The organism is Achromobacter sp. SIMBA_011, from assembly GCF_046535435.1.
Classification (GTDB): Bacteria; Pseudomonadota; Gammaproteobacteria; order Burkholderiales; family Burkholderiaceae_B; genus Achromobacter; species Achromobacter dolens.
Genome location: NZ_JAWRWN010000005.1, coordinates 255650 through 277930 on the forward strand (window position 1 = coordinate 255650; position 22281 = coordinate 277930).

The following is a 22281-nucleotide window of genomic DNA, read 5'->3' on the forward strand; positions in this document are numbered from 1 at the left end:
TGCCGCAAACCCGGGCAAATCATGCACCCATACTCCCACCTGCTTGAGCCTTACGACTTCGGCTTTCTCGGCCTGCGCAACCGGATGATCATGGGCTCGATGCATACCCGCCTCGAGACCCTGGATCAGCCCTTGGCGAGGCAAGAGCAGTTCTTCCGCGAACGCGCGCGCGGCGAAGTAGGCCTGATCCTAACCGGAGGATACGCGCCGAACCTGGCGGGCCGCATGGAGGAGGACGCGCCAGTGCTGGAACACCCGGAGCAGCTGGCGCCGCATATGGCAGTTACACGAGCCGTGCACGAGGAAGGCGGGAAAATCGCTCTGCAGATCCTGCACGCCGGTCGCTATGCCAAGCATCCGTTGTGCGTTGGTCCAACGGATCTACGCGCGCACATCAATCGCCATGCGCCCCGCGCGCTTACGCTGGAAGACATCTCACTGACCGTGCGTTCGATAGCCTATACCGCGATGCTTGCGCAGGCGGCTGGCTACGACGGCGTTGAAGTCATGGGTTCCGAAGGCTATTTGCTAGATGAGTTCACGAGCCCTGCCACCAACCTTCGCGCCGACGTATACGGCGGCTGTTTCGAGAATCGCATCCGCTTCCCCTTGGAGACGATCGCAGCAGTGCGCGCCGCCGTCGGCAACCGTTTTCTGCTCATCTACCGGATCTCGGCCGTAGACCTGGTACACGGCGGACTAACGGGTGCCGAGACGGCCCAGCTGGCATTGCGTTTGCAGCAAGCTGGCGTCGACATGCTCAATACCGGGGTGGGCTGGCACGAGTCTGCCATCCCTACGATAGCGGCGTCCGTTCCGAGAGCCGCCTGGGATTTCGCCGTCCGCAACATCAAAGGCGCAGTTTCCATTCCCGTCATTGCATCCAACCGAATCAGTACGCCCGACGTCGCTGAGAGCCTGCTGGCTGGCGGCGTCGCCGATTTTGTGTCAATGGCAAGGCCTTTGCTTGCCGACCCCGAATTCGCCGCCAAGACGCGCAAGGGGCGCGCCGATCTCATCAATAGCTGTATCGCGTGCAACCAGGCCTGCCTGGACCACATCTTCACCGAGCGTGCGGCATCGTGCCTGGTCAATCCCCGTGCTGGGCGCGAATTGGACTATCCGGCGGGCCAGTCTGCGCCCCCGCAGCGCATCGCGGTAGCGGGCGGCGGCGCTGCAGGCATGGCTTTCGCCGTCTACGCGGCCGAACGTGGTCACAAAGTTGTGTTGTACGAGGCTGAGCGGCGCCTGGGCGGCTTGCTGAACCTGGCGCGCCGCATACCGGGAAAGAGCGAATTCAACGAAACGCTGCGCTACTTCCAAGTAAGACTCGCCGAACTAGGCGTGGCAGTCACGCTAGGGTGCCGGGTCACTGCCGCCGAATTGCAGGCGGGAGGTTATGACGCCGTCGTCGTGGCCACGGGCGTGATCCCGCGGATGCCAAGCATAGACGGCATAAACCATCCGAAAGTTGCCCTCTATGACGAAGTGCTGTCGGGGCGCCGTCGCGTTGGCAGCCGCGTGGCACTCATCGGCGGTGGAGGCATTGCTTTCGACACCGCGGAATTTCTCTTGGGCGACTCCATGGAATCGCTTTCACCAAAATTGTTCCGGCAGCATTGGGGCATCGATGCCTCCTTGAGGAGCCCGGGCGGCGTGAAGGACGTCTCGCCACGTGAATCAAGGCGCGCTATTTTCATGCTGCAGCGCAGCGCCGACAAACCGGGCGCGCGCCTTGGCAAAAGCACCGGCTGGATCCTCAAGACGCGGTTGAAGCGAGCCGGAGTCCAGATGATGTCGGGCGTCACCTATCACCGCATCGACGACGAAGGTTTGACCTACTCCTGTGGTGGAGTCGCACACGTGCTTCCGGTGGATGACGTCATCGTATGCGCCGGACAGATAGCGCAGGACGAACTGAGCGATCCGCTAGCCCGCTCCGGCATGCGCGTTGAAACTATAGGAGGCGCGCGGATCGCGGCTGAACTTGATGCCGCTCGCGCCATCGAGGAGGCGCTGCGGCTGGCCCATGCCTTCTGATCGATATTTCGCTGTGCGCGGGAACTTTCCCGCCACGACTCCGCCGCCAGTAATCACCGCGGCATTTCCTCTCCTCACACAGGAATCGTTGATCATGAACGACCGTTATGCTTCCTACACTCGGCTCAAGTTCGACCGGCCTCATCCCCGAGTACTTCGAATCACTCTGGTCTCGCCGCTTAAAATGGGCGCCATGGATGCAGCCATGCACCGGGAAGTTTCGCAGATATGGCGGGACGTGGATGCGGACCCCTCCGTCTCGGCAATCCTGCTGACCGGGGAAGGCCGCACATTCTCGGCCGGCGGCGACCTTAATCATGAACGCCACGGCGCAGACGACTACGACACGCGCATGCAGACAATGAAGGAAGCGCGCGACATCGTCTACGGCATGATCAATTGCTCCAAGCCGATCGTTACTGCAGCGCGCGGCTGGGCTGTTGGCGCCGGCCTTGCGTGCGTGGTCCTCGCCGACATTTCCATTGCATCCAAAGATGCTCGTTTCTCTGATGGACACATGAAAATCGGTGTGGCCGCGGGGGACCACGCCACCATCATTTGGCCGCTGTTGTGCGGCATGGCCAAAGCAAAATACTATTTGCTTACCGCAGACAGCTTCACCGGCGAGGAAGCTGAGCGCATGAATCTAATCTCTCTGGCGCTTGAAGACTCGGAGGTCGAAGCCAAAGCCGTCGAACTTGCATCCCGACTGGCCGATGGCGCGCCCGGCGCCATCCGCTGGACCAAGCACGCGCTGAACAACTGGCTACGACAGGCCGGCCCGATATTCGATGCCTCGCTGGCGATGGAGTTCATAGGCATGGCCAGCCCGGAAGGCAAAGAGGGGATGGATGCCTTCTTGCAGAAGCGGCCTGCCCGTTTCCCTGTCGAAACCCCCTTTTAGTAGGCGCGTTTGGCTAGGCCATGAGTTAATCTCGCTTCCATTCATCTGTTGCAAGGGCGACAACATCGTGGCAAACAAGTCAGGCGCCGAGATCCACAATCGGCTGTTCTTTCGTCTGTTCCAACTGGGAAACTCGCTGCAGCGCGAGGCGATCAACGAACTCGGAATCAGCACTGTGCAGTGGGCCGTGCTCGGCGCGCTGACCCGGCCGAAGGCGGCAGAGGGCATGACATTCGGAGAACTGGCCGACTATCTTGTGGTAAGCCGCCAAAGCCTGGACGGCGTTTTGAAGCGACTGGAGCGGGAAGGGCATGTGCGCCGCGTGCCCGATAAGAATGACAGGCGCGCACGCGTGGTCATTCTGCTGCCGGCCGGCCAGCGCTTTTGGGACGAGATCCAGCCCAACATCTACAAGTTCTACCGGCAAGCGATGAAGAGCTTTCAATTCGACGATAGCGTGACATTTCTGCATTTCCTTAATCGGCTGCAACACGACATCGCTGAGGTTGAGCTCTGACGCCTGCTTTTCACATAGGAAACCTATGAAAATACTGGTACCTGTCAAGCGCGTCGTTGACTACAACGTCAAGGTGCGCGTCAAGTCTGATCAGACCGGCGTGGATATCGCCAACGTGAAGATGTCCATGAACCCCTTTGACGAGATCGCCGTCGAAGAAGCGACCCGCCTGAAGGAAAAGGGCACCGTCGCTGAAGTCGTGGCGGTTTCTTGCGGCGTTGCGCAATGCCAGGAGACACTGCGCACCGCCATGGCCATCGGCGCCGATCGCGGCGTGCTGGTCCAGACCGACGCCGAGCTGCAGCCGCTGGCCGTGGCCAAGCTGCTCAAGGCCCTGGTCGACAAGGAACAGCCCCAGCTCGTGATCCTGGGCAAGCAGGCCATCGATGACGACGCCAACCAGACCGGCCAGATGCTGGCCGCGCTGCTGGACTGGCCGCAAGCCACGTTCGCCAGCAAGGTCGAAGTGGCCGACGGCAAGGTCACCGTGACGCGCGAAGTGGACGGCGGCCTGGAAACCCTGTCGCTGAAGCTGCCGGCCATCGTGACCACCGACTTGCGCCTGAACGAGCCGCGCTACGTCACGCTGCCGAACATCATGAAGGCCAAGAAAAAGCAGTTGGACGCCGTCACGCCGCAGGACCTGGGCGTTGATCCGGCACCCCGCCTGAAGACGCTGAAGGTCAGCGAGCCGCCCGCCCGCAAGGCTGGCATCAAGGTTGCCGATGTCGCGGCGCTGGTGGACAAACTCAAGAACGAAGCGAAGGTGGTCTGATCATGACGACGCTGGTTATTGCCGAACACGATAACGCCCATCTCAAGGGCGCAACCCTGAACGCCATCGCCGCCGCCGCCAAGATCGGAGGCGACGTGCACGTGCTGGTCGCCGGCGCCAACGCGCGCGCCGTGGCCGACCAGGCCGCGCAAGCCGCTGGCGTGGCGAAGGTGCTGCTGGCCGACGCGCCGCATTTGGCCGACGGCCTGGCCGAAAACGTTGCGGCGCAGGTGCTGGCCGTGGCCTCGGACTACAGCCACATCCTGTTCCCGGCCACCGCGTCGGGCAAGAACGTGGCGCCGCGCGTCGCGGCCAAGCTGGACGTGGCGCAGATCTCCGACATCATCGGTGTCGAATCCGCCGACACGTTCCAGCGCCCGATCTACGCCGGCAACGCCATTGCCACCGTGCAATCGGCCGACGCCGTCAAGGTCATCACCGTGCGCACGACCGGCTTTGACGCCGTCGCCGCCCAAGGCGGTTCCGCCTCGGTCGAAGACGCCGCCGCCGTGGCCGATTCGGGCCTGTCCACGTTCGTGGGCCGCGAAGTCGCCAAGAGCGACCGTCCCGAACTGGCTGGCGCGCGTGTCGTGGTGTCGGGCGGCCGCGGTCTGGGCAGCGCCGAAAACTTCAAGATCCTGGATCCGCTGGCCGACAAGCTGGGCGCCGCGCTGGGCGCTTCGCGCGCCGCGGTCGACGCCGGCTACGCGCCGAACGACTGGCAGGTTGGTCAGACCGGCAAGATCGTCGCGCCGCAGCTGTACGTGGCGGTCGGCATCTCCGGCGCCATCCAGCATCTGGCCGGCATGAAGGATTCGAAGGTCATCGTTGCGATCAACAAGGACGCCGAAGCGCCGATTTTTGGCGTGGCCGACTATGGTCTGGTCGGCGACTTGTTCCAGGTCGTGCCTGAGCTGACAAACACGCTATAAGCTAGGGTTCGGCCTATTGGCCCGTTGCCTACAAGATGACAGGTTTGCGCGTTGCGCTACCGGAACCACAACGGACGCTCAATGCGATGTCGATTGTGGGCACAACCCAATAGCGGATGGACTCAATTTGTGAGTAAATGGGTTGTGTACAGTCGATGTCGTGTCTGCAGAAAACGACGAAATAGGTTATCGGACTACGGAGCCCCGCCCTTTGCGGGGCTTTCGCCTTTTTTGCCCTTTTCCACGAACTATAGTGGAGGGCGCTATACGCCGAAAGACTTTCTAATCGACGAGCGGTGGGAAGAAAAGCAAGGAGTCGGTCTCATTGACTGTTCCCCAGGCGGTATTGCGATGATCAGCCAAAACCGTCGCCAATGATCCGATCCGCGCAGCGCAGCTTCTGCGTCGCGAGCTTGGGATTTTGACGGGTGGTGCCGGTCTTATTGATAGAGCTCACCTGCCCGAAAAGCCATTTGGAATGGTAAAGCAGACATCGTGCTGCTGGGGCGAGAATTTTTAAGAACATCCGTTCTGGCCATATGCCGTACCAGATGAGCTGCGCACTCCGATTGCGGTTCCTCCGCAATACATGCGCTATGGATCAGGGTTGCAGCGTCTAGCCTTGGTTACCGGCAGCCCCGCTGATCATCTCGTACCTTTATGGCCGGCTCCCGAGTCGTGTTCGCACTCGACCGGTAAGCCACGTGCCTCTGATTACGTTCAAACAGCGGAGGCCCGGCTATGTTGCGGGCGGCCTGTTTGACGCACGTGTTTTGCCGGGCGTAACAGATGGTGCGCTGGTTGGTTGGTGCGCCAAAGCTTTCGCGCCCAACAATGTGGAAACTTGTTGCCCGGCACCCAGCATGAGTTCGATGAACTCCGCCTCCCGCGCGTCCACTCGCACGCTGGGCCCAGTGAGCGCAAGGCAGTACTGTTCCGGCATTTGCGGAGTAACGAGGGGCACCGCAATGGACGTGACCCCGGGTATGCGTTGTCCACGCGTCATCGCATAGCCCTGGCTGCGGTAGCGTTGAAGTTCGCGCCGCAAAGCATCCCCGTCGAGTTCCTGGCCCTCCTTAGACGAACCGAGCAAATCATTCAACTGCTCATTAGTCATGGACGCAAGAAGAATGCGGCCGGTCGCGCCAAAGAGGATGGGCACGTGTTCACCCGGGCGGACGATAGCCATCAAGGGGGCCGGCGTGTCCACGACTTCCAGGCATACACGATTGGATTGCGAGGCAACGTTAAGCGTGATCGTTTCGCCCGTAAGCCGGTTGACTTCGACCATGACAGGAAGCGCGGCGTCGCGGACGTTCAACTTTCCTCTGGCGATATTGCCAAGCCGTGTAAATTTTCCCGATAGACAGTAGCGCTGGTCATCCATTCGCACAAGAAAACCCGCGCGGTTGAGCGTGTTGACTAGTCGGAATGTCGTTGCCTTCGGCATGCCGATAAGGCCCCCAATCTCTTGAAGAGAAAGACTGGGCCGCGACGCGTCAAAGGCATCGAAGATGGATAGGGCTCGCACGACAGCACGAACATCGTTATCAGATTTCGCGGATGAGCTGGTTTCATTCATAGCGAGCGGCGAAGGATTTATGTTGACTCCCGGGGCGCAGTTTTGCGCAGAATTTGTCTCATTAGTCTAGCACGCGAACCATCTAACTCTTGAAAAGTTTCGCTCTATGAAACCGATTCTGAAATATTGACTTCAGTAGGGATAACCGGTCATCATGGCGAACAACAAGGAAGAGGCATATGAAAGAACAGAGTGTGATGAACGAAACAATTGGCCCTGAATGCTGCGGCCGCTGGGCGCTGACCGCCCGCCTGCTGACCGCAATTGACGGAGATAAGATCCGGGGGCTTCAACGTGCCGCTTGACCCTGCCCTTCTTATGTCCTGGTCCTTACCTGAAGTTCGCTGCCAGTACACGGAAGACGACGCCATTCGTTATGCGCTTTCCGTCGGCGTCGGGTCCGATCCGCTGGACGAACGTCAATTGCCATTCGTGACCCAGGGCGGTGAGTTGACCCTTCCAACGCTGGCGACCGTTTTGGCTTTGCCCGGGCCGTGGACCTCCGACCCAAGGACTGGTGTTACTCGTGCAAAGCTCGTGCACGGGGAGCAGGCGCTCAAATTGCTGCGCCCTTTTCCATCATCGGCGACCGTCATCAGCCAGGCGCATGTCGAGGCCGTAGTTGATCGCGGCCCCGAGCGTGGCGCGGTGATCTATGTTTCGCGCAATATCCGGCTCGAAAACTCGGGAGAGATGTTGGCTACGCTTAGGTCCGCCAGCATTTGCCGGGCAGATGGCGGGTTCGGCGGAACTATGGAGCCTCCCTATCGTCTTCCTCCCATTCCCGAGAGGTCGCCCGATTATTCGTCGCGCCTCGCCACACAGGCGAACGCAGCGTTGTGGTACCAGCTAAATGGGGATCGCAATCCCTTACACACGTCTCCGGCGTACGCCAAAAAGGCGGGGTTCGATCGCCCCATCCTCCACGGACTTTGTACCTTCGGGACCGCCGCGCAACTTTTGTTGGGCGCAGTGGGCAACTTCCGCCCGGACGCTCTCAGCGAAATCGGGGGCAGGTTTTCAGCGCCCGCCTACCCAGGCGACACCCTGGAGGTGCGGATCTGGGAGCAGGGCGATTCCCACAAGTTTCAGGTATGGGCGGTAGAGCGGGCAGTAAAAGTACTCGATAACGGTTTTGCCTTAATTGAAAAGGCTTAAGAAGGCCATGTCTATCACATTGAAAGTTCAGGATGGAGTTGGGCTCGTAACAATCGCCCAGCCTCAGCGAAGGAACGCGCTAACTACTGAGATGCGTGAGCAACTGATCTCCCACATGCAGTCCATCGCGGATGATGATGCTATTCGCGCTGTCGTACTGACTGGGTCCGGAGACGCATTTTGCGCGGGTTCGGATGCATCCGGCATGGGGGGGCGCGACGCCGCGGCTAGCAGGAAGCGTCTGAGATTGCTGCAGCGCAGCGTACTCTCCATCTACACATTGGAGAAGCCCGTCATTGCTGCAGTCCACGGCGCATGTGTCGGACTGGGCTGGAGCTTGGCTCTGGCCTGCGACCATATTATCGCCACAGACAAAGCCTTTTTCAGCCAAATCTTCGGCCGTATGGGACTGGCGCCGGACGGCGGGTCGGCGTGGTTCCTGGTGCGCAACATCGGTGTACTGCGTGCCAAGGACCTCATCTATTCCTGCCGTCGGCTGCAGGCCAGCGAGGCATTGAGCTGGGGCCTGGTGAATCGCGTCGTTCCGGTCTCCGAGCTGGCGGACGTCGCGATGTCTCACGCCCGCATGTTGGCGGCCGGTCCTGGAATGGCTATCGGTCTGTCAAAAAACATGATGCAGGCAGCGTCGACGCCTAGTCTGGAGGCATTTCTCGAATCTGAGCTCCTGATCCAAACGCAGCTCACGCAGTCGGCTGACTACCGGGAAGGTGTGGCTGCCTTCAAAGAAAAACGTACGCCCGAGTTCATCGGCAAGTAGCCGAACCGGGGATCCATCAAATACTTGGAAGAACCATGACGTATACCAATCCGATGTCGTTGGAAGGCAGGAATATTGTTGTGACCGGAGCGGCGAAAGGGATCGGTCTGGAAGTTACCCGCCAGATCCTCGCTGTTGGTGGCACGGTCACGATGATCGATGTTAATGAGGCTGATTTGACGGCGGCCGTGGGTTACCTAGACAAGGACAAGGTGCTTTATCTGTCGGGTAGTGTCACGGACCCGGACTTCATGGCCCGAGCGGTAGCTGAAGCCGTCGCCCGTTTCGGCGCCGTCCACGGTCTTGTGAACAACGCTGGTATTGTCCGCGCAGCCATGATTGCCAAGATGACCATGCAGCAATGGCAGCAAGTCCTAGACGTGAATTTGACAGGCGCGTTCGTGGCCCTGCAGGCGGTGGGGCGGCATATGTTGCTGCGCGCGGAAGCCGGTGGCACCAACATCGGATCGATTGTCAACATTTCCTCCGATGCCGGCCGTCGAGGCACCATCGGGCAAATTAACTACGGGGCAGCTAAGGCTGGTCTTTTCGGCTTGTCGATGTCCGCCGCGCAGGAGTGGGCCAAGCACGAGATCCGGGTGAACACTGTCTGCTTCGGCCTAGTGGAAACGGACATGACTGAAATGCTGCGCAGCGACAAGTTTCGCGACCGATCCCTCGCAAAGATACCGATGGGCCGGTGGGTTCAGGCCGATCAGGCTGCACGGTCCATTCTTTACCTCCTGTCCGACGCGTCCGAACTGGTAACGGGACAGACGTATTCGGTCAATGGCGGCGCACATATGCATCCCTAGCCGTCAGCCATGTCCTCATCGACCAGCGGGCTTTTATGACAGAGCGATAAGTACCTTACTTTTGTTGGATGTCCTGGCCGCAGACAAGGCGGCCTCGATGGAGGTCAAGGGATATATTGTGCAGTCCGGCATTGGCAGTTTCCTCTGCACGAGTTGCTCGGCAAGCTCTCCGTACAACTTGCGCACGGCGTTGAACGACAGCTGGCTTAAGGCCTGCCCTAGGTTGAAGCCATGCACCTGCACCTTTCCGAAGGTGAGCTGACGCGACGGAATCGCGCAGTCCTTGCCCGAGAGATGCCCATAGACGCGTAATGTTCCGCCAACGCGCAGGCTGCGTGTCAACCAAGCGCTATCCGGGCCGGCCACGCAGTCAAGCGCCAGATCTACGCCCTGGCCTGCTGACAGTTGCCTTAGCTCGTCAGGCAGTGTCGGGCCTGTGGTACAAGCCGCGACCCCGACCTGTGCCAGTGCAGCTGCCGCCTGCGGGTCACGGGCGACGGCGACCATATTCAGCTTGGCACTTTTGCCAAGTGCAGCGAGCAGGCGGCCCACCGACGAATTCGGTGCGTTATAGGCGACCCAATCGCCTGGGCTGCGGTCGGCGAGAAGCAGGTGTGCCGTGGCGGGATTGACGCGCAACATCGCAGCTTCGGTGAGGTTTACCCCTTTGGGCAGAGGAATCAGCGCCGACTCATCGAGAGTTCTGTACGTTTGCCAGTTGCCTCTCGGCAAAGGAACCACTAGGTCGCCTACTGCCAGGCTCTTCACCTCGGGTCCGCAGGCGACGACTTGCCCCACTCCTTCCGCACCGGGAGTCAAGGGGAGTCGGCTGTTTGCATAGGACCCGTCGATTTCGAGCAAATCGGCCGGATTCACCGGGCTGAAGAGCATCTGGAGCAAGACATCGGAGCCGAGGGGGGGCGGCGGGTCCTTATGCGGCACAAGGGAGATCGCGTCGAAGCGCATCAATAGGACGGAAAAAGAAGAAACAAGTTCCATAAGGCGAATCCGGTTCCAAAAAAACAAGTATACTCGCGGCATTAATTAGACTCACGGGTGCTAACAATGGATTGTTTTGTTTATGACGGAATCCGCAGCCCAATCGGCCGGCGCGCTGGCGGTCTGTCCAGCATACGTCCCGATGATCTTCTGGGGCTCTGCATCAAGGAAGCGATACGTCGTACAGGCGTCGCGGCAGACCAGATCGACGATGTAATCGCCGGTTGCACCAGTCAGTCGGGCGAGGATGCCCGCAACGTAGCGCGCCACGCGTCTCTGGTGGCAGGACTGCCGGTGTCAATCCCGGGGCAGACCGTCAACCGACTATGCGGCAGCGGTATGCAGGCCGTACTCAGCGCCGCCCACGCCTCAACAGCGCAACAGGGCGAACTGTTCATCGCAGGCGGGGTGGAGAGTATGACGAGAGCCCCCTTCGTGCTTTCTAAAAGCGAGACGGCGTTTGCGCGGGAGCCGAAGATGTTCGAGGCGCTGGGCGCTAGGTTCCCTAATCCGCGCATTATCAAGGAGTTCGGCGGCGACGCCATGCCACAAACGGCGGATAACGTTGCCCGGGAGCTGGACGTTACACGCTCGGCCGCGGATCAATTCGCCCTGGCATCACAACTGAAGTACACGCAAGCAAAACAAGCTGGCTTTTACGACGACGAAATCCTTCCTATCGAAATCAGAGGGCGCAAGGGCGCTGCGGCGACGGTGGCTGAGGACGAACATCCACGTGGGGAGACCACTATTGAAGGCTTGCAAGCCTTGAAAACGCTATATGCCGATGGCGTCGTGACAGCCGGAAATGCCTCCGGTGTCAATGATGGAGCGGTCGCGCTGCTGGTGGGCTCACGCAGCGCAGGCAAGCGGCTCGGTTTGCGACCACGCGCTCGTGTGCTCGCTGGGGCAGTTTCCGGAATCGCTCCGAGAGTAATGGGCCTGGGGCCGGTCGACGCATCGCGGATCGCACTCAAGCGCGCCGGCCTTTCGCTGGCGCAGATGGATGTCATCGAACTGAACGAGGCATTCGCCGCGCAAGTACTCGGCTGCTTGAAACTAATGGATCTGTGCGGCGACGACAAGCGCGTAAATGCCAATGGTGGAGCGATTGCCATCGGCCATCCCTTGGGCGCATCCGGCGCACGCCTAGTCCTGACAGCCACGCGACAACTCGAGCACATCAACGGTCGCTATGCGCTCGCGACAATGTGCATAGGCCTTGGGCAAGGTATTGCCGTTGTAATTGAGCGCTGCTGAGTCTAGACCTTCGGCAGGAAACCGGACCTAGTGGTCCCATAAATAGGATGAGGACAATGGACATAACTTACGAAAAATATCAGTTCATCAAGGTTGAGAACAACGACGGCATAGCTACCGTCACCCTGAACCGCCCGGAACTTTTGAACGCCGTCAATCCTGAGGTGCATGCGGAACTGGAGTACATCTTTGTCGATATCGCCAGGGATGAAAGAATTAAAGTCGTGGTGTTGACTGGCGCCGGGCGCGCGTTCTCAGCGGGCGGAGACATCAAGCGGATGGCGGAGCGGGCGGGCACCCAACATGGGTTTGAATATGCCATCCGCGTTCCGGAAAAGACCCGTCGGATTTACAACACGCTGCTGGAAGTGGAGCAGCCGATCATTGCCGCGGTGAATGGCGACGCAATTGGCCTGGGCGCCAATATCGCCTTGTTTTGCGACATTACTGTGGCATCTGATACCGCGAAGATCGGAGACACCCATGTCAAAGTAGGATTGGTCGCCGGAGATGGAGGCGCCATCATCTGGCCGTTGTTGATCGGGCCGCAACGCGCCAAGGAGTTCTTGATGCGCGGTTTGCTTGTAAAGGGGGAGGAGGCTGCCCGCATCGGGCTTGTGAATCATGCGGTGCCTGCAGACCAAGTAATGGCGAAGGCTTATGAAATCGCCGCCGAACTTGCCGCGTTGCCCAAGTGGGCCGTGCGTTGGACCAAGCTGTCGATGAACAAGAACCTGAAGCAACAGCTCAATTTGACACTGGATACCTCGATATCTTACGAAGCTCTGTCCATGCAGACAGCCGATTACAAGGAAGCAGCGACGGCTTTCGCGGAAAAGCGGAAGCCCGAATTCGTGGGTCGTTGATAGGGTTGGAGGCATAAATGGACTTGAGGTTCACCCCCGAGGAGGACGCCTTTCGCCAGGAGGTCCGACAATTTCTCGCCGACGAGCTGCCAGATGATATTCGACAGAAGACCTTGCTCCGCCGTCACCTGGAGAAAGATGATTGGGTTCGCTGGCAGCGGATTCTGAACGCCAAGGGCTGGGCAGTGCCCGCTTGGCCTGTCGCTTATGGCGGAACTGGTTGGACCCCGATCCAGCGCTTCATATTCCTCGAAGAGCTGCAGCAGGCACCGGCGCCGGAGACTTTGTCCTTCAACACTGGCATGTTGGGGCCGGTGCTGATCGCATTCGGCAGTGAAGAGCAAAAAAAGCAGCTTTTGCCCAGGATCGCCAACTTGGACGATTGGTGGTGCCAAGGGTTTTCAGAGCCGGGCGCTGGTTCCGATCTGGCGTCGCTGACCACGGTTGCTCGGCGCGAGGGCGATGACTATGTCGTGGATGGCCAGAAGCTGTGGACGACGCAGGCACACTATGCCGACTGGATGTTCTGCCTTGTACGTACCGACCCCGCGGCGCGTAAGCAGGAGGGCATCACCATGCTGCTGATCGATATGAAGACGCCAGGCATCGCCGTCCGCCCCATCCACACGATAGACGGATATCACGAAACCAATGAGGTGTTCCTCGACGGCGTGAGAGTACCTGTGACGAACCGTGTTGGCGAGGAAAACCAGGGGTGGACATACGCTAAATACCTGTTAGGACATGAGCGGTCTGGCATTGCGCGCGTCGGCGTCTCGAAGGAGCGCCTGCGCAGAATCCGAGAGCTCGCGCTGCGAGTCCTGGGTGATGACGGCAAGCCAATGATCGAGGACGTTCAGTTCAGACAGCGGCTGACGGTATTGGAAGTCCAGGTGAAGGCGCTGGAGATTTCCCAATTGCGCGCAATCGGCGCAAAGCGTAATGAGGGTCCTGATGCATTCGCTTCCATCCTCAAAGTCAAAGGCTCGGAAATGCAGCAGGCAACTATGGAGTTGCTGATGGACTTGCTTGGTCCACTCGCCTTGCCCGATGTTGAGAATATTTCCGGCCAAGACATTGTGCCCGCTTGGGCCGCCGCGGCGGCACCCAGCTATCTGTTCTCACGTACGTATTCGATCTTCGGTGGTTCGAACGAAATCCAGAAGAACATTCTCGCCAAGGTCACACTGGAGTTGTCATGAACTTTGACCTCGAAGATGATCAACGCGCGTTAGTGGATACGCTGAATCGGTTAGTGTCCAAGGAGTACTCATTCGAACAGCGACAGAGGTATGCTCGCCACTCCCTGGGTTGGAGCCCCGATGTCTGGAACAGCCTGGCCGAGATCGGCTTACTCGCATTGCCCTTTTCGGAAGAAGATGGAGGCCTCGGCGGCACGCCTACCGATTTGATGTTGGCTGCGCAAGCGTTGGGCAAAGGCGCGCTGTTGGAACCATTCATTTCCAGTATCGTGCTGTGCGGGGGGGCTTTAAAGTACGGCGCCTCTATCGAACAACGTGCACAATGGATTCCGCGTCTAGCCGACGGGTCACTCAGGCTGGCGATGGCGCATACTGAAGCTGGCACCCGCTTTGTCCACGGTGGCGCCGCTACTCGCGCGGACCGTATCAGCGATCAGTGGCGTCTGACAGGCCGCAAGACGCTGGTGCTACACGGCGATTCGGCGGATGGTTTCCTGGTAACAGCGCAAAGCGCACGTGCCGGCGGAGTTCCGAGTCGCGCGATCTTTCACGTGAACGGTGACGCGGCAGGGCTGCTCCGAACGCCATACACACTCCTGGATGGAACGCGCAGTGCGGACATCATTCTGGACGGCGTCGACGCGCAGTTGGTGGTAAAGGAAAATGCTGAAGAGGTGCTTGGTCTCGTTGCTTGTGACGGCGCTGGCATAGCTATTGCAGACGCAGTGGGAAGCATGCAGGTCCTCATCGATCTCACCGTCGATTACCTAAAGACGCGGCGTCAGTTTGGCCGCGCGATTGGCAGCTTCCAGGCGCTGCAGCATCGTGCCGTCGATATGCTGGTCGAGTTGGAGCAGGCGCGCAGCATGAGCATGTACGCCACCATGGCAGCCGACGCGCCTTTGGCCGAACGGTGCCGTGCTATTTCCGCTGCCAAGATCCAAATTTGCGCATCGAGCCGGTTCATATCGCAGCAGGCCATCCAGCTACATGGCGGTATTGGCATGACCGAGGAATATCAGGTCGGTCATTTCGTGCGTCGCCTCATGGTGCTCGAATCGTTGTTCGGCGACAAAAACTTCCATATGAAGCGCCTCTCAGCTACGGAAGGCGTATTTTCAACTCAGCCATAGACCGTTAAGGCCGTCTCATTGTCAACCGCCGAGTGCGGCGCTGGCCAGATAAAGCTTAAGGATCAGGACATGAATTTCGAATTAACCGAGGATGACCGTATGTTCGTCGATGCTGTTCGTCGCTTCGCACAGGACAAACTTGCGCCTAGTGCTCTGGCACGCGCGCATTCGCCCGATTTTCCGTCGGACGTGGCGGCTATGCTGGCGGACCAGGGGCTGCTTGGCATCGCATTCAGCGAGGCGGATGGTGGGATGGGAGGCACGCTAATGCAATCGGTACTAGCCATCCAGGAAGTCGCATTGGCCTGCCCTAAGAGTGCCGACGTCGTACAGGCGGGAAATTTCGGTCCCATTCGAACTTTCGTCCAATACGCGACCGACGAACAGAAAAAGCGCTTCCTGCCCGACCTCCTGCGAGGTCGCTCCGTCATCGCGCTGGGTATGAGTGAGCCCGATGCCGGTTCAGCCGTCACTGAACTCAAGATGTCTGCGAAATTCGATGGCGATGAAGTAATACTCGATGGCAGCAAGGTCTTCTCGACGCATAGCCCGGATGCCGACCTGTTTTTAGTGTACGTGCGTTTCGGTCCGGGCGTTAATGGTATCGGCTCGGTCCTGGTGGAGCGGGGGACCCCGGGATTCGAGGTCGGAAATCCCTCGGAATTCATGAGCGGCGAGCAGTGGAGTCAACTTTATTTCCAGGATTGCCGCATCCCGATCAAGAATGTGTTGCTGGGGGAAGGCGGCTTCAAAAAGCAGATTTCAGGCTTCAATGTTGAACGGTTGGGCAACGCGTCACGGGCGCTAGCACTAGGCCGATATTGTTTCAACACCGCGCGTGACCACGCTCTTGATCGCAAGCAGTTCGGGCGCCGATTGTGCGATTTCCAGGGGATTCAGTGGAAATTTGCCGAGATGGCTTTGAAGCTGGAATCAGCGCAACTGCTCCTGTACAAGGCGGCGATGGAAGGCGCTACCGGGTTGCCGACGGCGCAGAGTACGGCGATTGCCAAGCTGGCCTGCAATACAGCTGCGTGGGACGTAGCAAATGAAGCGCTGCAAGTCATGGGAGCGATGGGATACAGCAAGGAGGCCTTAGTCGAATACTGCGTCCGGCGTATCCGCGGCTGGATGATCGCCGGTGGCTCGCTGGAAATTCTCAAAAACCGTATCGCCGAGGGCGTGTTCGGGCAAAGCTTTCCGCAACGACATACGACGGCTGCCTGAAATGTTTTACTCCTCGGAATTGAATCTGGCCGATGTTCTCTTCCGTCCGCGCAGCATCGCATTGGTTGGCGCCTCGGACCGCAGAGACAGCCCCGCTGGCAGACCGCTGGCCTTGTTGCGCGAGGCGAGTTATGAGGGGCGCGTCTATGTCGTTAACCCCAAATTTTCTGTCGTGCAAGGAGAGCAGACCTGGGACGACTTGAGCGACCTGCCCGAAACGCCAGACCACGTTTATCTGCTGGGCTCGTCGACAACAGTGCTTGCAGCGGTTCAGGCATGTGTCGCTCTAGAGGTTCCCGTAGTGACCATATTGGCCAGTGGCTTCAGCGAATCCGGGCCGCAGGGCGTCGCCCTCGAGAATGAGATCCGTGCCGCATTGCTCGGGTCAAGAACTCGGCTGCTGGGCCCCAGCAGCCTTGGTGTGGTCAACTTCCAGAATGGTTGCAGGCTATCGGCGAATGCCGCCTGCGCTGGGGAGTTCCCCGTAGGGCAGCAATTGGTAGTGTCGCATAGCGGAAGCATTATCGGTGCGCTTGTCACGCGCGCCCGTAGCCGCGGAGCCGGCTTCGCGGGCCTCGTTTCGGTAGGTTCGGAGATTGACTTGACGATGGCGGACATTTGCGCCTCCACCCTGTCGGAACCCTCTATTACCGGCTACATCCTCTTTCTTGAACATCTGCGTGATGCGGACCGCCTGCGCCGATTTGCTGCGGAAGCAAGGTCGCAGGGGAAATCCGTCGTCGCATACAAATTGGGCAGGACCGCGGAGGCGGCCAAGCTTTCTGTCTCACATACTGGTGCGATGGTCGGAGAAGATCAGTTCGCAGCGACTTTTCTCAGGGAATCCGGCATAGCTCGTATTCACCATATCGATGCCCTTCCGGAAGCCGTTACGCTAGCGCGAGTACTCGGCGACATACCGCAGCAAAGGACGGTGAGTTTGGCTGTCGTTGGTACCACGGGCGGCGGATCTGCCATGCTAGTGGATGAGATGGCGCTGAGAGGAGTTCACGTGAGCCGCTTGTCGGCGTCCAGTGTCCAGGATCTGTCCCAATCTGGAATCCGTTATGGCGACGGCTCGGTCCTGGACCTGACGCTGGCGGGCACCAAGGCAGAGGTGATGTCTCGAGCCTTGGACGTGGTTGCTGGGTCTGGGGATTTCGACTTGGTACTGGTTGTCCTGGGATCCTCGGCCCATAGCCGGCCGCAGGCCACGGTCGCTCCGGTCATCGAAGCCTTCCAGAAGGCGTCGTGTGCGATCGCTGTCCTAGTCATGCCACACGCGCCTGAAGCGCTCGCATTACTGCTTGCGGCCGGCGTTCCCGCTTTCAATGCGCCCGAGGTGTGTGCGGATGCCATCCAGGCGGTGTTCAAAGCGAGATATCGGGATCGCCCCGAGAATCCTCTCGCCATACCAGCGCGGAGGCGCCCTGAGGAATTACTGGATGCCATCGGCATTGCACGTCCCCCCGAAGTTCTTGCGTCCTGGGATACGGAGGAGCCGTTGGCGCTTCCGTTCGATTATCCCGTCGTCATGAAGGTTTATGGTGAAGGCCTTTTGCATAAGACGGACGTCGGTGGTGTGGTCTTGGGCATCGCTACCCCATACGAGGCGGCTCAGGTTCTTGCTCAGTGGAAGGCTAGCGAGGTGTTCGATGGAAAAGAGGTTCGTATCCAGATTCAGCCGATGGTGAGGGGCGTGGTTGCCGAAGTACTGGTGGGATTTCTGCGAGACCGGGAAGTGGGCCCCGTCGTGACGGTTGCTATGGGCGGCATTCTCGCTGAATTGAGCGAACAGCGGGTGTTGCGCTTGGCCCCGGTTTCGGTGGCTGAGGCGCGAGAAATGATCTCCGAGCTTGCTCCATTGAAAGTACTGGATGGATATCGAGGCAAGCCACGTGGCGACAGAGAAGCGCTGGCCGAGGCAATTGCCGCGCTGTCGCGTCTGGCGGCTTGTCGCGAGGTCGTCGAGGCAGAAATCAATCCGCTAATGGTACTGGCGGAAGGTAAGGGCGTGGCTGCAGTGGATGTCCTGGTGCAAGGGAAGTGAAATGTCAGAACGCGAAAGAATGGAATACGACGTTGTGGTGGTGGGTGCGGGACCTGGTGGGCTGGCCGCCGCGATCCGCCTGAAGCAGTTGGTGGCCGAGAAGAATCACGAGGTCAGCGTCTGTGTCCTTGAGAAAGGCCCGGAGCTAGGCGCGCACATCCTATCTGGGGCTGTTATGGACCCGGGCGCATTGACCGAGCTGATTCCCGATTGGAAGGAAAAGGGCGCGCCGCTTAACGTCGCAGTAACCGAGGACAAGTTCCTTTTCCTCAGCGCCAGCGGCGCGCACCGGACACCCGACTGGATGCTGCCCCAATGCTTCCACAACAAGGGCAACTACATCGTCCGCCTGGGCGACGTGGTTCGATGGCTGGGCGAGCAGGCAGAAGCGCTGGGGGTGGACATCTTCCCCGGCTTCGCGGCCGCCGGCGTGCTGTACGACGAACGGGGGGCCGTGCGCGGCGTCGTCACTGGCGACATGGGCGTGGCGCGTGATGGCAGCCCTACCGAACAGTATCAGCCAGGTATGGAACTGCTGGGCCGCTTCACAATCTTCGCCGAAGGCTCGCGCGGCCATTTGGGCCGGGAACTGATCGCCCGCTACAACTTGGATCAGAACGTCGACCCGCAGTCCTATGGCATCGGCCTAAAGGAGTTGTGGGAAGTCGACTCCGCACAGGCGCGCCCCGGCTTAGTTGTGCACACGGCCGGCTGGCCGCTTGACGCTGACACCTACGGTGGCTCCTTCCTCTATCACTTGGATAGCAATTTGGTGGCGGTAGGCATGGTCGTTGGCTTGGACTACGCCAATCCCTGGCTGTCGCCGTTCGAGGAATTCCAGCGCTACAAGACGCACCCGGCGATTCGTCCCACGTTTGAGGGCGGCAAGCGCATCGCCTATGGCGCACGCGCCATCACGGCCGGTGGTCTGCTAGCCCTGCCCAAATTGGTATTTCCGGGCGGTGCTATGGTGGGTTGCGAAGCCGGCTTCCTCAATGCTTCGCGTATCAAGGGCAGCCACGCCGCGATCAAAACTGGCGCGCTCGCAGCCGAAGCTGCCTTCGACGCGGTGGTTGCCGACCGCCGCCAGGACGAATTGGCCGCCTACCCCCTCGCCTTTCAGGCTTCCTGGCTACACGCCGAACTGACCAAGGCGCGCAATTTCAAGCAATGGTTCAAGAAGGGGCGCACTGTCGCGACCTTGATGACCGGTATAGAACAGTGGTTGCTCAGAGGAAAGATGCCCTGGACTATCCATCGCAACATGCCCGACTACGCCTGCTTGCAGCCGACCTCGAAATTCACGCGCATCGACTACCCCAAGCCTGACGGCAAGATCACCTTTGATCGCTTGAGTTCGGTGTTCATCTCAAATACCAACCATGAGGAAAATGAGCCTGTTCACCTGACGCTCAAGGACCCCAGCGTGCCGGTGGCCGTCAACCTAGCCAAGTACGGTGGCCCGGAGGTTCGATATTGTCCGGCCGGAGTATACGAATTCGTTAAGGACGACCACGGAGCCGACCGCCTGCAGATCAACGCACAGAATTGCGTGCACTGCAAGACCTGCGACATCAAGGATCCCATGCAGAACATAGTTTGGGTAGCGCCGCAGGGCGGCGAAGGTCCCGTGTACAGCGGCATGTAGCCTCGAGCGCTGGTTTGGCGTACGCAGCGCTTGATTTATTACCGCTTGCAAGGATTCCCAATGTCATCAGATCTCGAACCAGCGCTCTTCTCCCCGTTCACCATCCGGGGTACGACTTTCAAGAATAGAATCATGGTGTCGCCTATGGCGGTCTATTGTGCGCGGGAAGGTGTCCTATCGGACTGGCACTTCGCTCACTATGCGAAATTCGCGATGGGTGGCGCCGGATTCGTGTGCATGGAAGCAACCAAGGTCGAACGCCGCGGACTAGGGACGGTCGGCGATCAGGGTTTGTGGAGCGACACCCATGTTCCACGCATCCGGGCAATCGCTGATTTTATTCATTCTCAGGATTCAAAGGCCGGCATACAGTTGAACCATGCCGGGCGCAAGGCTGGAACATTAAAGCCCGCCGATGGATTCGGGCCGATGGACCGATCTGTCGAGGTCGAAGGGGGCCATTGGGAGGTCATAGGTCCCAGCGCGGTTCCTTATCTTGAAGGTTGGCCCGTTCCGCGTGAGATGACCATCCGGGATATCGAGGAGGTTATCGAAGCATTCGGCCAGGCCGCGCGGCGCGCGCATGCAGCCAATATCGACGTTATAGAAATTCACGGAGCCCATGGGTACTTGATACATCAGTTTCTATCGCCTTCGTCCAATCTACGGACCGACAAATATGGTGGCAGTCTACCGAACCGTATGCGTTTCGCGCTGCAAATTACCGAGCACATCCGGGAGATTTGGCCGGCGGAAAAAGCTTTGTTCTTCCGTATATCTGCGCAGGACGATACAGGGTGGGGGCTGGAGGAATCTTTCACCCTCTCACGGGAATTGGCGGCCCGGGGTGTGGATGTGATCGATTGCTCTTCCAGCGGCACCAACGTTCGATCGGCGGCCACCAACGCTGCTTCGCTTCAACTCGGCTTCCAGGTTCCATTCGCCGAAGCGATTCGCCGTGAGACAGGTATCCCGACTATCGCCGTAGGTCTGATCGTGCAGCCGCAGCAGGCTGATTCCATCATCAAGAATGGCCAAGCCGATCTGGTCGCTATCGGAAGAGAGCTTTTGTACAACCCGTTCTGGCCTCATCATGCCGCGATGACGCTGGGCGTAGATCCCGAGTTCAAAAATATGCCCCCCCAAATCGGCTGGTGGCTGAACAAACGCGCCAAGTCTGGCTACCGGGCTTGAGGATACCGCGCTGGCGCGGTTGCCTGCCAGCGCCTGCGACGCCTTCCCACCGCGATATTTAGAGTGGGCATCTGAGGCAGTGTGGGCATTTACCCCGACTAAAGAGACGTTGGGCTGTACCGCACGCAAGGTCGCCATTGGAAACGCGCAAGGCCGTGCGCCACACACACCGGTACCTGAGGATTCGCAATCTCGTCCTGCATGCCGACGCCAACTGGGCTCCGTTCAACCTGCCTTCGCTAAGCGTTCGGCTGCCTTTGGACTTAGCGAGCCCTCCGTAGCCTTCGTTCACGTAGTTTCAGGCGCTAATTGTGAGAGGTATACCGCTTGCAAGGTTGAAGCCCATTCTGGACGTCTGCGCTCGATTTGGAGGGGCGTCAGCCCCAATCTGCGTTCGCCTTAGAGTTTTTGTGGAGCGGCGGCCGGGATAATCTCGTCCGGCTGGCCAACAACGATCTTGTAGGAAACTCCGTTGAGGGACTCATCGGAAATGAGCCGTAGAATGGCAGTTGCTACTGCTCCAGGTGTTAACGCAGGCTTGTGTGTGCGGCCGGCGCGACGTCCGAGAAATGAGGCTCTAGAGATTTCGTCATAAGCGTTGGCGCTATTTTCTTCAAGCGGCGTTTCAACCAGAGCCGGACATACGCAATTCACGCGGATGTTGCTCTCGTCCCGCAAGAAGCCAAGAGAGCGAGTGAGGTTGACTATTCCCGCTTTAGTCATGGCGTAAACCGGATCGATGGGGTTGGGTGTGATGCCCGATGTTGACGCCGTGTTCACGATACAGCCGCCGCCCCGGCGCTGCATCTCGGGGATAACCGCCTGCATACAGTGCAGCGTGCCAATCTGGTTGACTTCAATGGCCCTTAGCCAATGCCTACGGCTCGATTCCGGGAAACGAGGGCCGCCCAGTATCCCCGCATTGTTCACCAGTATGTCAATGCCGCCATACCTTCCGACTGCTTGGGTCGTCAACGCACCCACGATGCTTTCGTTACTGACGTCCCCCCCGATAAAAAGGGCGTCTGCGCCTTTGGAACGAAGCAATTCCTCGGCGTGTTGACCAGCGCGCCCATCGATGCCGACGATCACCAGCTTTGCGCCTTCAATAGCAAGACGTTCGGCAACCGCGAAGCCGATACCGCTGGTGCCGCCGGTGATGACAGCGACCTTGCCGTGAATATCCATAGAGTAGTCCGCC

At 59.4% G+C, this 22281-nt stretch carries 20 protein-coding genes; 17 read left to right on the top strand and 3 right to left on the bottom strand.

From position 1 onward, the window contains the following. Positions 1-21: 21 nt before the first annotated feature. The 5 genes from SB816_RS19420 to SB816_RS19440 all read left to right on the top strand — a co-directional run bounded on the left by SB816_RS19420 (position 22) and on the right by SB816_RS19440 (position 5168). Positions 22-2040: an NADPH-dependent 2,4-dienoyl-CoA reductase gene (locus SB816_RS19420; protein ID WP_269874094.1), complete on the top strand. Its 2019-nt coding sequence runs from the start codon at positions 22-24 to the stop codon at positions 2038-2040. A gap of 94 nt (positions 2041-2134) precedes the next feature. After that, entirely contained in the window at positions 2135-2944 is an 810-nt protein-coding gene (locus SB816_RS19425; protein WP_006385448.1) for an enoyl-CoA hydratase/isomerase family protein, read from the top strand. Positions 2945-3011: 67 nt separating this feature from the next. Then, complete coding sequence (locus tag SB816_RS19430) at positions 3012-3461, top strand: MarR family winged helix-turn-helix transcriptional regulator (protein ID WP_006385447.1); 450 nt, start codon at positions 3012-3014, stop codon at positions 3459-3461. Between the two features lie 25 nt (positions 3462-3486). Further along, on the top strand, positions 3487-4236 hold the full coding sequence (locus SB816_RS19435) for an electron transfer flavoprotein subunit beta/FixA family protein (RefSeq protein ID WP_006385446.1): 750 nt from the start codon (positions 3487-3489) through the stop codon (positions 4234-4236). Between the two features lie 2 nt (positions 4237-4238). After that, positions 4239-5168, top strand: coding sequence for an electron transfer flavoprotein subunit alpha/FixB family protein (locus tag SB816_RS19440; protein ID WP_006385445.1), 930 nt, complete (start codon positions 4239-4241; stop codon positions 5166-5168). A gap of 739 nt (positions 5169-5907) precedes the next feature. On the opposite strand, the gene SB816_RS19445 is transcribed toward SB816_RS19440, so the two are convergent. Continuing rightward, positions 5908-6750: an IclR family transcriptional regulator gene (locus tag SB816_RS19445; protein ID WP_080564218.1), complete on the bottom strand. Its 843-nt coding sequence runs from the start codon at positions 6748-6750 to the stop codon at positions 5908-5910. Between the two features lie 179 nt (positions 6751-6929). Here SB816_RS19445 and SB816_RS19450 point away from each other — a divergent pair, with 179 nt between their 5' ends. Genes SB816_RS19450 through SB816_RS19465 form a run of 4 tightly spaced genes read left to right on the top strand, consistent with a single transcriptional unit; the run spans position 6930 to position 9501 of the window. Further along, on the top strand, positions 6930-7055 hold the full coding sequence (locus tag SB816_RS19450) for a hypothetical protein (protein ID WP_269726593.1): 126 nt from the start codon (positions 6930-6932) through the stop codon (positions 7053-7055). Between the two features lie 13 nt (positions 7056-7068). Then, positions 7069-7908: a MaoC/PaaZ C-terminal domain-containing protein gene (locus SB816_RS19455; protein WP_006385443.1), complete on the top strand. Its 840-nt coding sequence runs from the start codon at positions 7069-7071 to the stop codon at positions 7906-7908. A 7-nt stretch (positions 7909-7915) separates the two neighbouring features. Next, positions 7916-8686 carry an enoyl-CoA hydratase/isomerase family protein gene (locus SB816_RS19460; RefSeq protein ID WP_035181917.1) on the top strand — a complete coding sequence of 257 codons (771 nt, stop codon included), beginning with the start codon at positions 7916-7918 and terminating at the stop codon, positions 8684-8686. Positions 8687-8721: 35 nt separating this feature from the next. Next, positions 8722-9501 carry an SDR family NAD(P)-dependent oxidoreductase gene (locus tag SB816_RS19465; protein ID WP_006385441.1) on the top strand — a complete coding sequence of 260 codons (780 nt, stop codon included), beginning with the start codon at positions 8722-8724 and terminating at the stop codon, positions 9499-9501. 33 nt (positions 9502-9534) lie between these two features. On the opposite strand, the gene SB816_RS19470 is transcribed toward SB816_RS19465, so the two are convergent. After that, positions 9535-10500: a zinc-dependent alcohol dehydrogenase family protein gene (locus SB816_RS19470; protein ID WP_035181915.1), complete on the bottom strand. Its 966-nt coding sequence runs from the start codon at positions 10498-10500 to the stop codon at positions 9535-9537. Positions 10501-10566: 66 nt separating this feature from the next. Between SB816_RS19470 and SB816_RS19475 the strand changes: the two genes are divergently transcribed. The 8 genes from SB816_RS19475 to SB816_RS19510 all read left to right on the top strand — a co-directional run bounded on the left by SB816_RS19475 (position 10567) and on the right by SB816_RS19510 (position 21080). Next, positions 10567-11760 (top strand): acetyl-CoA C-acyltransferase, encoded by a 1194-nt coding sequence (locus SB816_RS19475; protein WP_006385439.1) that lies wholly within the window; start codon positions 10567-10569, stop codon positions 11758-11760. Positions 11761-11816: 56 nt separating this feature from the next. Continuing rightward, positions 11817-12626, top strand: a complete 810-nt coding sequence (locus SB816_RS19480; RefSeq protein WP_006385438.1) for an enoyl-CoA hydratase/isomerase family protein — start codon at positions 11817-11819, stop codon at positions 12624-12626. Between the two features lie 17 nt (positions 12627-12643). Further along, positions 12644-13828 (top strand): acyl-CoA dehydrogenase family protein, encoded by a 1185-nt coding sequence (locus tag SB816_RS19485; RefSeq protein ID WP_006385437.1) that lies wholly within the window; start codon positions 12644-12646, stop codon positions 13826-13828. Continuing rightward, entirely contained in the window at positions 13825-14961 is a 1137-nt protein-coding gene (locus SB816_RS19490; protein WP_006385436.1) for an acyl-CoA dehydrogenase family protein, read from the top strand. Before SB816_RS19485 ends, SB816_RS19490 begins: the two co-directional genes overlap by 4 nt. A gap of 69 nt (positions 14962-15030) precedes the next feature. Beyond that, on the top strand, positions 15031-16188 hold the full coding sequence (locus tag SB816_RS19495; protein WP_006385435.1) for an acyl-CoA dehydrogenase family protein: 1158 nt from the start codon (positions 15031-15033) through the stop codon (positions 16186-16188). Between the two features lies 1 nt (position 16189). Beyond that, positions 16190-18238, top strand: coding sequence for an acetate--CoA ligase family protein (locus tag SB816_RS19500; RefSeq protein ID WP_006385434.1), 2049 nt, complete (start codon positions 16190-16192; stop codon positions 18236-18238). Position 18239: 1 nt separating this feature from the next. Beyond that, positions 18240-19886, top strand: a complete 1647-nt coding sequence (locus SB816_RS19505) for an electron transfer flavoprotein-ubiquinone oxidoreductase (protein WP_006385433.1) — start codon at positions 18240-18242, stop codon at positions 19884-19886. A gap of 60 nt (positions 19887-19946) precedes the next feature. Then, positions 19947-21080, top strand: a complete 1134-nt coding sequence (locus SB816_RS19510; protein ID WP_006385432.1) for an NADH:flavin oxidoreductase/NADH oxidase — start codon at positions 19947-19949, stop codon at positions 21078-21080. A gap of 399 nt (positions 21081-21479) precedes the next feature. On the opposite strand, the gene SB816_RS19515 is transcribed toward SB816_RS19510, so the two are convergent. Next, complete coding sequence (locus tag SB816_RS19515) at positions 21480-22268, bottom strand: SDR family NAD(P)-dependent oxidoreductase (RefSeq protein ID WP_006385431.1); 789 nt, start codon at positions 22266-22268, stop codon at positions 21480-21482. Between the last annotated feature and the right edge of the window lie 13 nt (positions 22269-22281).

Excerpts from the sequence above, each read along its gene's own strand:
- SB816_RS19420 (WP_269874094.1), top strand. The coding sequence starts at position 22 with ATGCACCCATACTCCCACCTGCTTGAGCCTTACGACTTCGGCTTTCTC.
- SB816_RS19425 (WP_006385448.1), top strand. The coding sequence starts at position 2,135 with ATGAACGACCGTTATGCTTCCTACACTCGGCTCAAGTTCGACCGGCCT.
- SB816_RS19435 (WP_006385446.1), top strand. The coding sequence starts at position 3,487 with ATGAAAATACTGGTACCTGTCAAGCGCGTCGTTGACTACAACGTCAAG.
- SB816_RS19440 (WP_006385445.1), top strand. The coding sequence starts at position 4,239 with ATGACGACGCTGGTTATTGCCGAACACGATAACGCCCATCTCAAGGGC.
- SB816_RS19445 (WP_080564218.1), bottom strand. The coding sequence starts at position 6,750 with ATGAATGAAACCAGCTCATCCGCGAAATCTGATAACGATGTTCGTGCT.
- SB816_RS19450 (WP_269726593.1), top strand. The coding sequence starts at position 6,930 with ATGAAAGAACAGAGTGTGATGAACGAAACAATTGGCCCTGAATGCTGC.
- SB816_RS19455 (WP_006385443.1), top strand. The coding sequence starts at position 7,069 with ATGTCCTGGTCCTTACCTGAAGTTCGCTGCCAGTACACGGAAGACGAC.
- SB816_RS19460 (WP_035181917.1), top strand. The coding sequence starts at position 7,916 with ATGTCTATCACATTGAAAGTTCAGGATGGAGTTGGGCTCGTAACAATC.
- SB816_RS19465 (WP_006385441.1), top strand. The coding sequence starts at position 8,722 with ATGACGTATACCAATCCGATGTCGTTGGAAGGCAGGAATATTGTTGTG.
- SB816_RS19470 (WP_035181915.1), bottom strand. The coding sequence starts at position 10,500 with ATGGAACTTGTTTCTTCTTTTTCCGTCCTATTGATGCGCTTCGACGCG.
- SB816_RS19475 (WP_006385439.1), top strand. The coding sequence starts at position 10,567 with ATGGATTGTTTTGTTTATGACGGAATCCGCAGCCCAATCGGCCGGCGC.
- SB816_RS19480 (WP_006385438.1), top strand. The coding sequence starts at position 11,817 with ATGGACATAACTTACGAAAAATATCAGTTCATCAAGGTTGAGAACAAC.
- SB816_RS19485 (WP_006385437.1), top strand. The coding sequence starts at position 12,644 with ATGGACTTGAGGTTCACCCCCGAGGAGGACGCCTTTCGCCAGGAGGTC.
- SB816_RS19490 (WP_006385436.1), top strand. The coding sequence starts at position 13,825 with ATGAACTTTGACCTCGAAGATGATCAACGCGCGTTAGTGGATACGCTG.
- SB816_RS19495 (WP_006385435.1), top strand. The coding sequence starts at position 15,031 with ATGAATTTCGAATTAACCGAGGATGACCGTATGTTCGTCGATGCTGTT.
- SB816_RS19500 (WP_006385434.1), top strand. The coding sequence starts at position 16,190 with ATGTTTTACTCCTCGGAATTGAATCTGGCCGATGTTCTCTTCCGTCCG.
- SB816_RS19505 (WP_006385433.1), top strand. The coding sequence starts at position 18,240 with ATGTCAGAACGCGAAAGAATGGAATACGACGTTGTGGTGGTGGGTGCG.
- SB816_RS19510 (WP_006385432.1), top strand. The coding sequence starts at position 19,947 with ATGTCATCAGATCTCGAACCAGCGCTCTTCTCCCCGTTCACCATCCGG.
- SB816_RS19515 (WP_006385431.1), bottom strand. The coding sequence starts at position 22,268 with ATGGATATTCACGGCAAGGTCGCTGTCATCACCGGCGGCACCAGCGGT.